Origin of the sequence: Thermovenabulum gondwanense, from assembly GCF_001601575.1 — a bacterium.
Taxonomy (GTDB): domain Bacteria; phylum Bacillota; class Thermosediminibacteria; order Thermosediminibacterales; family Thermosediminibacteraceae; genus Thermovenabulum; species Thermovenabulum gondwanense.
This window is the reverse complement of record NZ_LOHZ01000032.1, coordinates 109,113-125,016: the sequence shown is the minus strand read 5'-3', so window position 1 is coordinate 125,016 and position 15,904 is coordinate 109,113. Positions and strand designations below refer to the sequence as shown.

The window sequence follows — 15,904 nt, the reverse complement described above, 5'->3', positions numbered from 1 at the left end:
ACAACGAGCTACGTAAAGCTTATTTCTTTCTTCTGGATTCATTGATAATATCATCCTTTCATTTTACCACAGTGAGTGACATTTTCACTGAGAAATTTTAAGATGACATTATCACAGAATAACTACAAAGATGAATAAAAAGATATTGACATTTTAACTAATTACTATTATAATTTTCCTAAATACAACTTTAATATAAAAAAGCGATGACGAGGAAAATTAAAGGATTTACCTCAAAGAGAGCCGGTGGTTGGTGTAAACCGGCAGGTGTCCTTTATTTCCGCCTCGGAGTGCTGGTGAAGAACCGGACGGTTTAGCCGTTAACAAAAATGAGTGCGCATATAGGGTGGCACCGCGGTGAAAAAAACCGCCCCTTTTAAGGGGCGGTTTTTTATATTCATATGATTTAAAAAGCTAAAATATTAATTTATTAATAAACTAAAATAAATAATTGATTCGTTAATATTAAAAAAAGTAAAAATATTTGGAGGGATTAGAAATGAAAAAATCAAGACTCAGGGTTCCCGGTCCAACTGAAGTGCCGGAAAAAGTTTTAAACAAAATGGCTCTCCCCATGATAAATCACAGGGGAGAACAATTCAGGAACCTCTTTTTGAAGGTTTCCGAGGAAATAAAATATGTATTTCAGACCAACAATGATGTACTTATATTTCCTTCGGCAGGTACGGGTGTTATGGAGGCTGCCATTGCGAATTTCTTTTCTCCCGGTGACCATATTGTTTCTTTCCAGTGCGGTGTTTTTGGAGAAAGGTTTGCAGAAATAGCAGAGAGTTACGGAGCAAAAGTGGAAGCGATTAAGGTCGATTATGGTAAGCCAATAACAAAAGAAATCGTAAAGGAAAGAATAAGCAACGATAAAAATAATAAAATAAAAGGCATACTTTTTACTCAAAATGAAACTTCTACGGGAGTATTAAACAATATTAAGGAATTAAGAGAAGCCATAGGAAATCATCCTGCACTGGTAATTGTGGATGCAATAAGCTCTTTGGGAGCCGTTGAGTTAAAAACCGATGAATGGGGAATAGATGTGGTGGTCTCTTCATCTCAGAAGGCTTTTATGCTTCCGCCCGGATTAGGGTTTATTAGTGTAAGTGAAAAAGCCTGGAATGCCTATGAAAATTCGAAAATGCCAAAGTACTATTTCGATATAAAGAATGCAAAAAATAGCTTAAAGAAAGGAGAAACTCCTTATACTCCCTTTGTTTCGCTGATTTATGCTCTTGAAGAATCTTTAAAAATTATTAAAGATGAGGGACTGGAGAATATTATAAAAGAACACAAAAGGCTTTCAAAAGTTCTGCGCGAAGGAGTAAAAGCAATAGGATTAAAACTTTTTGTTGAAGATGAATACGCATCCCCCACAGTTACAGCTGTAGAAATTCCAGAAGAACGCAAAGATTTACAAAAGTTTTTAAAAAACAAATTTAATATTACGGTAGCAGGTGGTCAGGATAGATTGAAGGATAAGATTATTAGAATTGGACACCTGGGGTATGTAGATTTTTTGGATATAATAGCGGTTATATCTGCATTGGAAATGGCAGTAGGTGATGAAAGACTTTTTGGAAAGGGAGTAAAAGCAGCAGAAAAAATATATTTTGAAGGAGGGCTATAAAATGACCAAAAGGAAAGTTCTTGTGGCCGACAAACTTTCGGAAGAAGGTATCAATATATTACAAAAAGAACTTGAGGTTGAGGTAAAAACAGGCCTTAAAGAAGATGAACTGGTAAAAATTATTAAAAATTATGATGCTTTGATAGTGAGGAGTGCTACGAAGGTAACCAGGCGAATTATAGAAAACAGCTATTTGAAAGTTATCGGCAGAGCTGGGGTAGGGGTGGATAACATAGATGTGGATGCCGCTACAGAACGAGGAATACTTGTGGTGAATGCTCCTTTTAGCAATACCATTGCGGCCTGTGAACTAACATTGGGACTAATGTTTTCTCTCGTCAGAAACATTCCTCAGGCAAATCAGAGCATAAAAGAGGGGAAATGGGAGAAAAATAAATTTTTAGGGTTAGAACTTTATAAAAAAACCCTTGGTGTAATCGGCCTCGGGAGAATTGGGAAAGAAGTAGCGATCAGAGCAAAAGGGCTTGGTATGAACGTGGTTGGTTACGATCCGTACATAGCAAAGTCTACAGCAGCGCAGATTAAAATAAAAATGGCCAATCTCGATGAACTGTTAAAAGTCTCCGATATAATTACTCTTCATACTCCATTGACAAAAGATACCTATCATTTAATTGATTTTAGAGAGTTTGAAATTATGAAAAAAGGAGTTTATATAATAAACTGTGCCAGGGGAGGAATTATAAATGAAAGGGCCCTATACGATAATTTGATAAATCAAAAAGTAGCGGGATGTGCATTGGATGTGTTTGAAAATGAACCTCCCGAGGATAATCCCTTACTGAAACTCCCGAATGTAATAGCTACACCTCATATAGGTGCTTCTACTAAGGAAGCTCAAAAAATGGTCTCAATAGAAATTGCGGAGGAAGTCATAAAAGCCTTAAAAGGTGAACCTGTAAGAAGCTGTGTAAATGCCTTGACAAATTCTTTACAAAAGGAATATACTATTTAAGAAAAATTCTTTCGGGAGGGTCATGTTTGTCTAATATTGCTGAGAGCAATGGCAGAAAAGATTTAACCGAAGAAGAAAAAAGAAGGAAAATAAAGGAGTTTGAAGAGAAATTAAGAGATAGAGAATTAAAGATGACTCCTCAACGGAGGGCGACCTTGAATGTTTTTCTGGAAAATCCTTCGAAACATTTGAGCACAGAGGAAATTTATTCCCTTGTTAAAGAAAAATTCCCGGATATTGGAATTGCAACGGTTTACAGAACTCTTCAGTTATTTGACGAAAACGATATTATTAAAAAACTCAATTTCGGGGATGGTTGTTTCCGCTATGAATTGAGTCAGGAAGAGGATAAACATTCTCACCATCACCTTATGTGTTTGAGCTGTGGAAGGGTATTTGAATTTGATGAGGATTTGCTGGATGAACTGGAAAAAGAGATAGAACAAAGAAATAACTTTGAAATAGTAGATCATGTGGTAAAATTTATAGGATATTGCAGTGAATGTAAAACAAAAAGTAAATAAGCTGTTGACTCCCTTGATAGGTGTCAACAGCTTTTATGTTTTTAATACCTTTTCCTCAAAAATACTTTACTTATTTCTGCTGATGCAAAGGGGATTAATCCAAAAACTATAATGTAAATCCAATCCTTTGCCGAAAGAGAAACAGTGTCGAAAATTTTATTCAGCGAAGGAATATACAAAACAGCAAGCAGCAATAGGAAGGATAGGGAAGTTCCCAGGAGCATAAAGGAATTTGTGAAAAATCCGAGCTTAAAAATTGATTCTGTTTCCGAGCGGGATGTAAAAGCTCTTAGCAGTTCTCCGAAAATTAATGTTGCAAAGGCGAAAGTGCGTGCTTTTTCAATGGAGAAATTTGAATTTAAAGCGAAGTAAAAAACTCCAAGTATAGAAATAGTCATAAATATGCTCTGGACAGCAATCTGAACCTTCATTTTCTTATCCATAATAGGTTCTTCTGGTTTTCTCGGTGGAATTTCCATTATATAATCTTCTTTTTTCTCCATACCCAGGGCTAAAGCAGGAAATGCATCAGTAAGAAGATTTAGCCATAAAAGTTGAATTGGCTTTAATGGAACGGGCATACCTATGAGCATAGCTGTAAATATAATTAAAATTTCAGCTATATTGCAGGAAAGAAGGAAAAAGATAAATTTTCTAATGTTAGAATAAATTGTTCTGCCTTCTTCTACGGCTGATACGATGCTTGCGAAATTATCATCAGTCAGTATCATATCGGCGGTTTCTTTAGCTACATCTGTACCCGTAATACCCATTGCTATACCTATATCTGCCATTTTTAGAGCCGGGGCATCATTCACACCATCCCCGGTCATTGCTACGATATGATTATTTTTCTTAATGGCTTCGACAATTTTTAATTTATGAAAAGGGGATACACGAGCGTAGACATTAATATCTTTTGACAGAGATGCTAATTCCTCCTCGGATAAATTGTCAAGTTCTGCTCCGGTGATTACTCTGGAATTGCCTTCGATAAGTCCTAATTCTCTTGCTATAGCTACTGCCGTATTTTTATAATCTCCGGTAATCATGACCGGTTTTATGCCGGCTTTTTTACATTTTTTGATAGCTTCTATGGATTCGGGGCGGGGTGGATCGATCATACCTATAAGCCCGACAAAAACTAGTTCGGCCTCGATATTTTCAAAAGAAGTATCTTCGGGCAATTTATCAAAGGGTCTGTAAGCAAATGCAAGGACCCTTAATGCATTTGAGGACAATTCTTCATTGACTCTTAAAATTTCCTCCCTGTCATTTGACGACATGGGTTGGACCTTTCCATCCCTGTATATTTTTGTGGAAAGATCAAGTATTATATCGGGAGCACCTTTTGTAAAAGCTATAATACCTTCCGGTGTATTATGAAACGTTGTCATTCTTTTTCTATCGGAGTCGAAGGGTATTTCTCCAATCCTAGGCATAAGTGTTTCTAAGTCGATTTTCGCAAAATTTGCTTTACACGCAGCCACTACGAGAGCGCCTTCCGTTGGGTCACCTACTATTCTATAAGTTTTTTCGTTTCCGTGTTCAAAACCGCTTTCTTCTAAGGAAGAATCATTGCATAAAGCGCCTATTTTCAGAAGCAGCGAAAGGGATGAATCTTTTGAGGGATCAATTTTTTCTCCATTAAAAATAAAATCTCCTGTGGGTTTATAACCTTCACCGGTAATATTATAAAGCTTGCTGCTTGTGAAGGCTTTCACTGCTGTCATTTGATTTTGAGTCAGGGTACCAGTCTTATCCGAACATATTACCGTTGTGCTGCCGAGAGTTTCGACTGCGTGAAGTTTTTTTACCAGTGCATTCCTCTTAACCATTCTTTGCATTCCAAGAGCAAGCACTATGGTAACTATGGCCGGTAAACCTTCAGGAATAGCAGCAACAGCAAGGCTTACGGAAGTCATAAACATTTCCAGCAATGGAATTCCTCTATATACACCGATTAAAAATACAAATCCGCAGATTAAAAGGCTCACAATACCCAGGACCTTACCCAATTCCTGAAGCTTTTTTTGAAGGGGAGTTTCTTCCTCATCATAGGATTCTAACATTTTCGCAATCATACCGATTTCTGTATGCATACCCGTAGATACTACAACACCTTTACCCCTTCCATAAGTAACGACGGTACCCATGAAAGCTGTGTTCTTTCTATCTCCCAAAGGAATTTCCTCGTTAAAGACGATATTGGCGTTTTTTTCCACAGGAACGGATTCTCCGGTCAGGGCGGCTTCATCAATTTTCAAGTTTAAGCTTTCTACTAACCTAAGATCGGCAGGGACATAATTTCCGGCTTCCAATAATACAATATCTCCGGGGACCAATTCTCTGGAAGGTACTGTTTTTATACTTCCATCCCTTATCACCCTTGCCTCGGGTGCGGCCATTTTTTTCAGAGCTTCCATAGCTTTCCCGGCCTTGTATTCCTGAATTACTCCAATAACTGCATTTAAAACTACAATTAAAATAATAACAATTGAATCGGTAATTTCACCCATAAAAACCGAAATGATACTCGCTGCAATAAGTATTAGTACTAAAAAATCCTTGAATTGTGAAAGAAGCATTTCAAAGATAGTGGGTCCCTTTTTGCCGATCAGCTCGTTGTAACCGAATTTTTCCAATCTTTTTTCCGCTTCATCGGTGGAAAGCCCCTTCACGATATGGGTGTCTAAAATTTTTGAAATTTCTTCGTGGTGAATGGAATACCACCTTTTTCCCTGCAAACAAATCCCTCCTTCAATATTTATTATTCCTTTTTAAATCCATTTATCTTATGGTTTTTAAGGATATAAAGAGTTAAATTTTGGGGAAATAAAAAGACCTTCGACACAGTAACAATGCTGTGCCGAAGGTCTTGCCATCCCGAATCAGGACGATAAAGCCAGGCAAAATTGCCGTGATGGTGACTTTATCTTATGGCTACTCCCCTTCGCCCGATAATTATTATACTAAACTGATTGCTAATTGTAAAGAATATATATAATTGACTGTTAATGTTTAATAAGATAAACTTTAAAAAGGGGGAAAAATCAATGGTATACATATTTCTAAGTCTTGTAACGGGTATTTTTCTTGGATTTTTCAGGAAAAACTATATAGAGCAAAGAAAAATCGATAATTTGATAAACGTAAGTCTTTTTTTGCTTTTATTTTTAATGGGCTTTAAACTTGGTGCCGATGAAAAGGTTTTGAAAAACATAAGCCATATAGGTTTTAAAGCGGCTATGCTTTGTATATTTTCGATTGCAGGGAGTCTTTTAATTTTGAAAGGAGTAGAGAAAAAAATATATGAGCCAGATGGTAATGACAGCGGTAATATTGGGGATTATTAGCGGATTTGTTTTTAAGAATAATATTTTTATTGTAAATCATTTAGATACACTTATTTCTATTTTTCTTTTAATTCTTATTTTTTTCATAGGCTATGACTTAGGGAAAAAAAAGGATGTTATTTATAAAATTAGGGAAAAAGGCTTAAGAATTTTATTAGTACCCGTAGCTATAGGCATGGGAAGTATATTTGGTGCGGTTATGGGGGGATTTTTACTCAAAATGCAGGTAAATGAGGCAGCTGCGGTGGGAGCCGGCTGTGGTTGGTATAGCATGAGTGGGGTATTATTATCGCAAATTAAAGGACCTGAGCTGGGTTCTATTGCATTTTTAGCTAATGTTTTCAGGGAACTTACTGCTTTTTTATTCTTGCCCTATTTTAAAAAAATAAGCAAACTTGCACCTGTTGGCGTCTGCGGTGCTACGGCGATGGATACCACATTACCATTAATTTCAAAGGTTCTTGGATTGGATTATACGGTAATATCTTTAATTTCCGGTTTTGTTATTACTATGCTTGTTCCGATTGTAATACCTTTAATAATAAAGATTCCTTTTTAATAAAATCATTACCGGCAAGGATCAAGGAGGAATAAAAGTGAAAAAAATAGAATTTATAATTCGAGCAGCGGTAATAGGAGCTGTTTATGCTTCACTGACTTACTTATTAAAACCGATAAGTTACGGTCCTATTCAGGTTAGAGTTTCAGAAGCTTTAACTTTGCTACCTTTATTAGATTCTTCTTCCGTGTTAGGGCTATTTGCCGGATGTATGATAGCAAATATTTTGGGTGGTCTTGGTCCGTGGGATATATATGCAGGAAGTTTGATTACTTTAATTGCTGCTTATTTAACCGGAAAAATGCCGAATGAATATTTGGGAGCAATATGGCCAATAATTTTGAATGCTTTAGGAGTATCCTATTATCTTTCTTTTTTATACAATATGCCTTACTGGATAACGGTATTTTATATTGCAGCCGGAGAAGCGATTGCCGTTATATTCCTGGGCATTCCTCTAATCAGGTTTATAAAAAGATCCGTATTGATTAAGTATTTTAAAAAGTGAGGGAATGTTTTGGACACGAGAGGTTATATCGAAAGGATAAAAGATAATTTGCTTTTTAGAAAAAAGAAAATAGTAATTATTACCTTTTTTTTCACCATATGCTTATTTGCAGTTTCCTATTTATTTATAAACTATAACTTAAAACCAGTTTCCGATGAAAAGATTCAAGTTGCCTTCGAAGTCGAAGAAGGAAAGAACGCCAAGCAAATTGCTGAAATTTTAAAGGAAAAAAATTTGATAAAAAATCCCCATGTATTTTATCTGTACGCAAAATGGAAGGGTTACGATACCAGGATTAAAGCAGGAGAATATATATTAAGTCCATCCATGACATCTCAGGTAATACTTTTAAAATTGGTTAAAGGAGAGACCTTTTTAGAAAAGGTTACAATTCCTGAGGGATCCACTATAAACGAAATTGCACGGATTTTTGAAGAAAAAAGGCTGGTGAAAAAAGAAGAATTTATAAAGGAAGCAATTTCAAAAAACTATAAAGAAAAATTTGATTTCTTAAAACCAATTCCCGATAATGCCACGGTAGAAGGTTTTTTATATCCCGATACCTATTTTTTCCCAAAAAATCGACCTGCAACATACTATATAGAAAAACTTATAAGGAGATTTCAGGAAGTATACTATGGAATTCCAGAGGTAAAGATTCTGGAAGAGAAGTTGAATATGAATACACTTCAGGTGGTAACCTTAGCTTCTATAATTGAGGAAGAAGCAAAAATTGATAGGGAAAAACCGGTAATATCGGCTGTTTTTCATAACAGGTTATCGAAAAATATTCCCTTGCAGTCCTGTGCCACAGTTGAATATATTTTGAATGAACATAAGGAAAAACTTACAATTGAGGATCTAAAAAAAGATTCACCTTATAATACTTATCTTTACAAAGGACTCCCTCCCGGACCTATTTCTTCGCCAGGGTATAAAGCTATTATTGCGGCTTTAAAACCCGAAAAGAACGATTATTTGTATTTTGTATCTAACGGTGATGGTTCGCACACCTTTACATCAAATTATCAGGAACATTTAAAAGCAAAGAATAAACAGGGGAAAAATAATAAATGAAATAAACTTGAATTAGTTTATATTTGGAGGAAACAAAGATGAAAATTCCGGAACTTTTGGCTCCTGCAGGAAATTTAGAAAAATTGAAATATGCAATTTATTATGGGGCCGATGCGGTTTATGCAGGAGGTAAGGACTTCAGTCTTAGAGCTAAAGCTGATAATTTTACTTTAGAAGAGTTAGAGGAAGGAATAATTTTTGCCCATGAAAAAGGTAAAAAAGTATATGTAGCTATAAACATTTTTCCTCATAATGAAGATATAGAGAACTTAACATCTTTCATAAAAAATATAGCAAAAATGGGTGCGGATGCTTTTATCATTTCAGACCCGGGAGTCCTGATGCTTGTAAAGGAACTGGCTCCAGATATAAAAATTCACCTTAGCACCCAGGCTAATTCTACCAACTGGAAAAGCTGTTTATTCTGGCATAATATGGGTGTAAATAGAATAATACTTGCCAGGGAGTTGAGTTTACGAGAAATAAAAGAGATAAGAGAAAGAGTACCCGAAACCCTGGAATTGGAAATTTTTGTTCATGGGTCCATGTGTATATCTTATTCGGGAAGATGTCTTTTAAGTAATTACCTGACCTTTCGCGATGCTAACCGCGGGGAATGCGCTCATCCGTGCAGGTACAAATACTTCCTCGTAGAAGAAAAAAGACCGGGGCAGTATTTCCCCATTTTTGAGGATGAAAGAGGCACCTACATTCTCAATTCAAAAGATTTATGCATGCTGGATAAAATTCCCGAAATTTTGGATGTTAAAATAGACAGTCTAAAAATAGAAGGCAGGATGAAAAGTCTTCACTATGTTGCACAAATAACAAAACTTTACAGAGAGGCATTGGATATTGCAGTAAAAAACCCTGATGGCTTTGTTTTTAAAGATGTGTGGAAAAGGGAGCTTTTAAAAATTACTCACAGAGAATATACCCATGGTTTTTATTTTGGAAAACCGGATGTGAATGCCCAGATTTATTCTACAAGCAGTTATATAAATGAGTATGAATTTGTAGGATTGGTAAAGGATTACGACGAAAAAACTAAAAAAGCTATTATTGAGCAAAGAAATCCGGTAAAATTAGGTGATGAAGTTGAAATATTAAGTCCTGATAGAGAAAGTTATAGCTTTGTTATAAATAAAATGTGGGACGTGGAAGGTAATGAAATCTTAAATGCGCCTCATCCAAAGCAAATTTTCCAGATAGAAGCGGAGATTCCCCTTAAGCCCTATGATATATTACGAAAACCGGCTGAATAATTTTAACAATTAGAGGAAAACCTACCTTTTGGTGATATTTATGCAAAAGGATAGGTTTTATTTTTTATATAGAGTCTTCCTGATGCTGGTGCTGATCCTTGTGTTAAGGTTGTTTTTTATACAAATCGTCGAAAGGCCTTACCTGTATGAGAAAGCTTTATCCCAGTGGATGAGACCTGAATTAAAATCTACAAGGGGTGGAATTTTTTCAAGAAATGGTGTTCTTTTACTGGATACGGAAAGAAAAAAAGTTGCTTTTATATCACCTGGTTGGCTAAAAGATGATGAAAAGAATCTATTAATAGAAGGAGAAATCATAAAAGCTGATGATTTTAAACAACCTTTTATCAAAATTACTGAACCTCAAAAAATTAATATTTTGGAGAAACTGGAAAAAATTAGTCCGGGAATAGTAATTTATAATGAAATCGAAAGGTACGGAGAGGAAGCTTTAGCTACTCACCTTATCGGTTTAGCTGGAAAAAGCGGTATAGAAAAAAAATACGATGCTATTTTAAGCCAGTCAAAAAAAAATGAAGAAATTTTTTTTGACGGCATAGGTCAACCCATAAAAGGGTCGATAAGGGAAAAGGATAAAAACAACTGGGGAGTATATTTAACAATAGATGAAAAAATTCAAAAGAAAATAGAAGAAATAATGGATGAGGAAGTTAAAAAGGGTGCCGTCGTGGTGCTGGATGCAAAAACAGGAGAGATACTTGCAATGGCCAGTCGCCCCAACTTCAAACAAAAATTTGTAGAAAACTTTCTCAACGATCCCGATTCTCCATTATTAAATAGAGCATTAATGCCGTACATTCCCGGTTCTGTGTTTAAGTTGGTGGTACTTTCTGCTGCCTTAGAAGAAAAGCTTTCAGACCTGAATGAGGTTTTTAACTGCCCGGGTTTTATAAAAGTAGGGGGTAATATTTTTAAGTGTACCAGTTACAAAAACGGTGGACATGGTCAAATCACTTTAAGGGATGCCCTTGCATATTCCTGTAATGTTGTTTTTATAGAATTAGGACGGAGAGTAGGAAAGGAGAAAATAATCGAATATGCTAAAAAATATGGTTTAGGAGAAAAAGTTCTTGATGAAATTCCCGAGGAAAAACCGGGGAATGTACCGGATCCTAAATCGCTCTACTATCAGGATTTAGGAAATATATCGATTGGGCAGGGAAAGATTCAGATAACTCCTATCCAGGTAGCTAAAATGATGTTGACAATAGTGAATGACGGGCAGGAAATAAATCCTCATGTGGTAAAAAAAATAATAAACAAGGACGGGGAGGTCGTTTTTGACGATAGGTTCGTAGATTATAGAGGGAATAGAGTAATTTCAAAGGAAAACGCTGATAAAATTAAGGAAACTTTAAGGGCTGCATGCCTGTATGGAAGTGCCGTTAAGGCAAATTTACCGGGAGAAAGCAAAAGTGCGGGTAAAACCGGCACCGCTGAATTGGGGGATAATACTACACATGCGTGGTTTGTGGGATATTATCCCTATGACCAACCTGAATATGTTGTTTCAATCTTACTGGAAAGAGGTGGCTCTGGGCCTTCCAATGCAGCACCTTTATTTTCGAAGATTATTAGAGAAATAACAAATTTTTAAAATCTGCAGCGATAATTCGCTGCAAATTTTTTTATACTAATTATCTAAAGCAAAATAATACTAATTTATAGCAATAAAAAATAGAGGTTTTTGAATATAAAATATAGAAAATATAGATATATTTTTAAAAATTATTAAAAGGAGGGAATTTATGAATAAATCCGGTTCAGCCCTGAGGTTTTTAATTTACAGTACAATCGGCTTTTTTATGTTTTTCATTCCGATCAATGTAAAGGGTAGCTCTTCTATTCCGATCGACCATATTGTGACATGGATCAGACAAAACTTAGCAAAACCTGCATTAATTTACGCTTTAATAGTAACTGCTATAGGAGCTATCATGCCCTGGATAAATGGAATATACAAAAAGTCTAAAGTTGACCTCGTTTTTTCTATTTTTAAAATAGCTGGAATTATAATTGCGTTAATAGTATATTTTAAAGCAGGGCCTAAATGGATGATGGATCCCAATGTAGGGCCTTTTTTGCTAAACAAACTGGTAGTTCCCGTAGGATTAATAGTTCCCATAGGTTCGGTATTTTTAGCATTTTTAGTAGGATATGGGCTTATGGAGTTTGTAGGAACTTTTTTGCGTCCCGTAATGAGGATATTGTTCAAAACACCGGGTAGATCTGCTATTGATGCGGTTGCTTCTTTTGTAGGAAGTTATTCCATTGCTCTTTTAATCACCAATAAAGTATTTAAAGAAGGAAAATATACGATAAAAGAAGCGGCGATTATTGCGACGGGATTTTCAACTGTTTCGGCTACCTTTATGATAATAGTTGCAAAGACTTTAAAACTGATGGATATGTGGAACACATTTTTCTGGGTAACCTTTATCGTAACGTTTTTGGTGACTGCAATTACTGCAAGGATTTGGCCATTATCGAAAAAACAGGATGAATATGTAGGGACCCCCAATCCGGAAAAAGAGGTAAATGGTAACCTTTTAGCAATTGCCTGGGAAGAAGCTCTCAAATCCGCATCGGAGGCCCCAAATATTTTGGAAAATATAGTAAAAAATTTGAAAGATGGTTTCAGGATGGCCACATCAATTTTACCTACAATTATGTCGGTTGGTTTTCTTGGACTAATCCTTGCAATGTATACTCCCATTTTTGATGTAATAGGATGGATTTTTTATCCTTTTACATTAATTTTGCAACTACCGCAGCCATTTTTGGCGGCAAAAGCCTGTGCAGTAGAAATTGCTGAAATGTTCCTCCCGGCTATGCTTGCTGTAGAAGCGCCTATTATAACAAAATTTGTGGTGGGGGTTGTATCCATATCTTCTATCCTTTTCTTCTCGGCTTCCATACCTTGTATTTTATCCACAGAAATACCTTTAAATCTTACTGAGATTTTAACTATCTGGTTGGAAAGAACCATACTTTCGATTATTTTTGCTGCTATAATAGCGATGATTTTATTCTAATAAAAAAGGATGATTCCTATGTCAGTTATTAAATCACCTACAGGAAAAAAACTTCATTGCAAAAGCTGGCAGCAGGAGGGGCTTTTAAGGCTCCTCCTGAACTGTCTTGATCCCGATATCGCCAAAAAGCCCAAGGATCTAATTGCTTACGGGGGAAGAGGAAAGGTTGCAAGAAATTGGGAATGTCTTGAAACAATAATAGGAACTTTGAAGAATTTGGAAAATGATGAAACCCTTTTAATACAGTCAGGTAAACCCGTAGGGGTTTTTAAAACCTTTGATTTTTCTCCACGAGTAGTGATGGCCGGGGCATTACTTGTCCCCAAATGGGCAACCTGGGAGACTTTTTACGAATTAGAAAAAAAAGGGCTTACCTCCTACGGACAATCTACCGCCGGGTCCTGGGCTTTTATAGGAACACAGGGAATTTTGCAGGGCACCTGGGAAACCTTTTTACAGGTGGCTTTAAAACATTTTAACGGCTGCCTAAGAAAAAAAATTGTGCTTACTTCAGGACTTGGAGAAATGGGTAGCGCCCAGCCCCTTGCTATAACCGGATTAAAAGGAATTGCGATTATAGCTGAAGTAGATAAAAATGTTATTAAGAAAAGGTTGCTTTCTAATGTCATAGATATAATGGTTTTTTCTGTGGAAGATGCTATTGATATAGCGGTAGAATACAAAGAAAGAGGGGAACCGATTTCCATAGGTTTGCTCGGCAATGCTGCCGATATTTATGAAAAACTCTTTGAAATGGGATTTATTCCCGATGTGGTGACGGATCAAACTCCTGCTCATGACCGGAAAAGTTATATTCCTTCCGGGATCCTCCCGGAGGAAGCCTCATCACTGCGGGAAACGGATCCGGTGAAATACGAAGAGATGTTCAGGAACACAATTATAAGACATGTAAAGGCGATGGTGGAATTTAAAGATAAGGGTTCGGTGGTGTTCGAATACGGGAACAATATTAGAGAGCAGGGGAAAATTTCAGGGATAGATGCGTTTAATATAATTCCAAACTTTGCTTCCGAGTATATAAGGCCTTTGTTTTTTGAAGGTCGTGGTCCCTTCCGATGGGTAGCTCTTTCAGGTGACCCGGAGGATATATATAGAACCGACGAAGTTCTGCTTACATTATTCAAAAACGATAGGAAAATTGTAGATTGGATAGACTTTGTAGAAAAGAGATTTTCCTTTCACGGTCTTCCCTCAAGGGTGTGCTGGCTGAACTTTTATGAAAGGGCTTTGTTTGGAAAAATTATTAACGAAATGGTTAAATCGGGTGAATTAAAGGCACCTGTTGCAATTACAAGGGATCATATGGATGCTGCGTCAATGGCATCTCCTTACAGAGAGACGGAAAATATGAAGGATGGAAGCGATGCCATAGCTGACTGGCCTGTATTAAACGCAATGTTGAATGCTGGTTGCGGAGCGACTTTGGTGGGTGTGTTTCAGGGTGGAGGAGTAGGAATAGGCTATTCAATACATTCAGGGATGACCATTATTGCCGATGGCTCGAAGGAAGCAGATTTCAGGCTTGAAAGAGCCCTTCAGGCTGATGCGCAGCTGGGAGTGATAAGATACGCCGATGCCGGATATGACAAAGCAAAAGAAATAGTAAAAAGCACCCTGTTTACGGCGAAAGTTATATCTTGAAGGAGAAATCGCCTATGGAAGACGACAAAATTTTAGAATTTGCCAGAAAAGGTTTTTTAAAAGATCTTTTATTAAACAGTTTAGATAACGTAAAAGAAATATGGTACCTTTTGAAAAAAATGAATATAAAAATTATACCAAATACGGTGCTGGTAATAAACCATGACAATTATTACACGGAGACGATGAATAAAAGTGAAGCCCAGAAAAGGGCTTTACGAAAAAAATTGATGACGGCAATAGAAAATATTATAAAAGGTGAAAACGGCTACTTTGTAGAATTGGATGAACAAAAGTATGCTGCTGTTTTTAAGTTAAATTATTTTGAAGAAGAAGAGAAAATCCGGACAATTATATTAGCAGAAAAGATAAAAGATAGCATAGAAAAAATTACAGGGGTTTTGGTATCCATTGGAATAGGGACCAGATATAAAAATTTAGACAATCTTCATCTTTCCCTAAAAGAAGCCCTGGAAGCTCTTGAAAGTAAATTTTATTTAGGACAAAGTCAGATAATACATTTTTCTGATATTTACCCCCAGAGGGATGAAATTGGAGTATTTACAATAGAGATCGAATCAAATTTATCGGTAAAAATTTTGAGCTGTGATAAAGAAGGAAGCTTTAATCTTATAGATGAATTATTGAATGCGATAAAATATAATAAAATGAACAATCCTTTCAGTATAAAAAGCAGAATAATAGAAATTTTATCGCTGACACTTAAACTGGCACTGGAAATCGGAGTGGAGAAGGAGAAAATTGCCGGCTTTTGTAATGAATGTTTTGAAGGAGTGTTAAAATGCGACAATATTCTTGAACTCGAAAAACATGTAAAGGATTATGTAGGGAATATTATCGATGAAATTTTTAATATTCGAAAAAGGGTAAACCTGCAAGCTTTTGAAAAAGCTCTGGAATACATAAGAAAAAATTACAGAAAAAATATAACATTAGAAGAAGTGTCCAATTATGTTCATCTAAGCCCTTTTTACCTCAGTCATGAATTTAAGAACTTCACTGGAATGAATTTTATAGACTATCTGACAAAAATTCGTATAGAAAAGGCTCTTTACCTTTTATCAACTACCAATTTGAGTATTAAAGAAGTAGGGAAAAGCGTTGGCTATAATGATCCCAATTACTTTGGAAAGGTTTTTAAAAAGGAAGTGGGAGTATCGCCGAAAAAATTTAAGGAAAGCAAAAAATTCCCAGAAGGATAAATTTTTTTTAGAGGAGAAAAAAGTATAAATAGAGAAATTATAAAAAACAAAATATTTTT

General features: G+C 35.9%; 13 protein-coding genes and 1 other annotated feature. Of the genes, 12 read left to right on the top strand and 1 reads right to left on the bottom strand.

Features of this window, described 5'->3' with window-relative positions; all coding sequences use genetic code 11:
* Window positions 1-197: 197 nt before the first annotated feature.
* Window positions 198-378: a binding site (T-box leader), on the top strand.
* A 121-nt stretch (window positions 379-499) separates the two neighbouring features.
* From ATZ99_RS07530 to ATZ99_RS07520, 3 genes are all read left to right on the top strand, one after another.
* Window positions 500-1,639, top strand: a complete 1,140-nt coding sequence (locus tag ATZ99_RS07530) for a pyridoxal-phosphate-dependent aminotransferase family protein (protein ID WP_068748621.1) — start codon at window positions 500-502, stop codon at window positions 1,637-1,639.
* A 1-nt stretch (window position 1,640) separates the two neighbouring features.
* Window positions 1,641-2,615, top strand: a complete 975-nt coding sequence (serA, locus tag ATZ99_RS07525) for a phosphoglycerate dehydrogenase (protein WP_068748620.1) — start codon at window positions 1,641-1,643, stop codon at window positions 2,613-2,615.
* 131 nt (window positions 2,616-2,746) lie between these two features.
* On the top strand, window positions 2,747-3,139 hold the full coding sequence (locus ATZ99_RS07520) for a transcriptional repressor (RefSeq protein WP_068748630.1): 393 nt from the start codon (window positions 2,747-2,749) through the stop codon (window positions 3,137-3,139).
* 41 nt (window positions 3,140-3,180) lie between these two features.
* Here the strand turns inward: ATZ99_RS07520 and ATZ99_RS07515 are convergent, their stop codons facing one another.
* Window positions 3,181-5,886 (bottom strand): calcium-transporting P-type ATPase, PMR1-type, encoded by a 2,706-nt coding sequence (locus ATZ99_RS07515; RefSeq protein ID WP_068748619.1) that lies wholly within the window; start codon window positions 5,884-5,886, stop codon window positions 3,181-3,183.
* Between the two features lie 309 nt (window positions 5,887-6,195).
* Here ATZ99_RS07515 and ATZ99_RS07510 point away from each other — a divergent pair, with 309 nt between their 5' ends.
* The 9 genes from ATZ99_RS07510 to ATZ99_RS07470 all read left to right on the top strand — a co-directional run bounded on the left by ATZ99_RS07510 (window position 6,196) and on the right by ATZ99_RS07470 (window position 15,845).
* Complete coding sequence (locus ATZ99_RS07510) at window positions 6,196-6,495, top strand: LysO family transporter (protein ID WP_068748618.1); 300 nt, start codon at window positions 6,196-6,198, stop codon at window positions 6,493-6,495.
* Window positions 6,452-7,054 carry a LysO family transporter gene (locus ATZ99_RS07505; protein WP_083947412.1) on the top strand — a complete coding sequence of 201 codons (603 nt, stop codon included), beginning with the start codon at window positions 6,452-6,454 and terminating at the stop codon, window positions 7,052-7,054. Before ATZ99_RS07510 ends, ATZ99_RS07505 begins: the two co-directional genes overlap by 44 nt.
* Window positions 7,055-7,091: 37 nt before the next feature.
* Entirely contained in the window at window positions 7,092-7,562 is a 471-nt protein-coding gene (locus tag ATZ99_RS07500; RefSeq protein WP_083947411.1) for a QueT transporter family protein, read from the top strand.
* Between the two features lie 9 nt (window positions 7,563-7,571).
* On the top strand, window positions 7,572-8,639 hold the full coding sequence (gene mltG / locus ATZ99_RS07495; RefSeq protein WP_068748615.1) for an endolytic transglycosylase MltG: 1,068 nt from the start codon (window positions 7,572-7,574) through the stop codon (window positions 8,637-8,639).
* Between the two features lie 38 nt (window positions 8,640-8,677).
* Entirely contained in the window at window positions 8,678-9,904 is a 1,227-nt protein-coding gene (locus ATZ99_RS07490; protein ID WP_068748614.1) for a peptidase U32 family protein, read from the top strand.
* Window positions 9,905-9,986: 82 nt separating this feature from the next.
* Window positions 9,987-11,522 (top strand): peptidoglycan D,D-transpeptidase FtsI family protein, encoded by a 1,536-nt coding sequence (locus ATZ99_RS07485; RefSeq protein ID WP_245641335.1) that lies wholly within the window; start codon window positions 9,987-9,989, stop codon window positions 11,520-11,522.
* A 151-nt stretch (window positions 11,523-11,673) separates the two neighbouring features.
* The gene (locus ATZ99_RS07480) at window positions 11,674-12,960 is read left to right on the top strand and encodes a YjiH family protein (protein ID WP_068748613.1); all 1,287 of its coding nucleotides are present in this window, start codon (window positions 11,674-11,676) and stop codon (window positions 12,958-12,960) included.
* A gap of 18 nt (window positions 12,961-12,978) precedes the next feature.
* The gene (hutU, locus tag ATZ99_RS07475; protein ID WP_068748612.1) at window positions 12,979-14,622 is read left to right on the top strand and encodes a urocanate hydratase; all 1,644 of its coding nucleotides are present in this window, start codon (window positions 12,979-12,981) and stop codon (window positions 14,620-14,622) included.
* Between the two features lie 14 nt (window positions 14,623-14,636).
* On the top strand, window positions 14,637-15,845 hold the full coding sequence (locus tag ATZ99_RS07470; protein WP_068748611.1) for a helix-turn-helix domain-containing protein: 1,209 nt from the start codon (window positions 14,637-14,639) through the stop codon (window positions 15,843-15,845).
* Window positions 15,846-15,904: the final 59 nt, after the last annotated feature.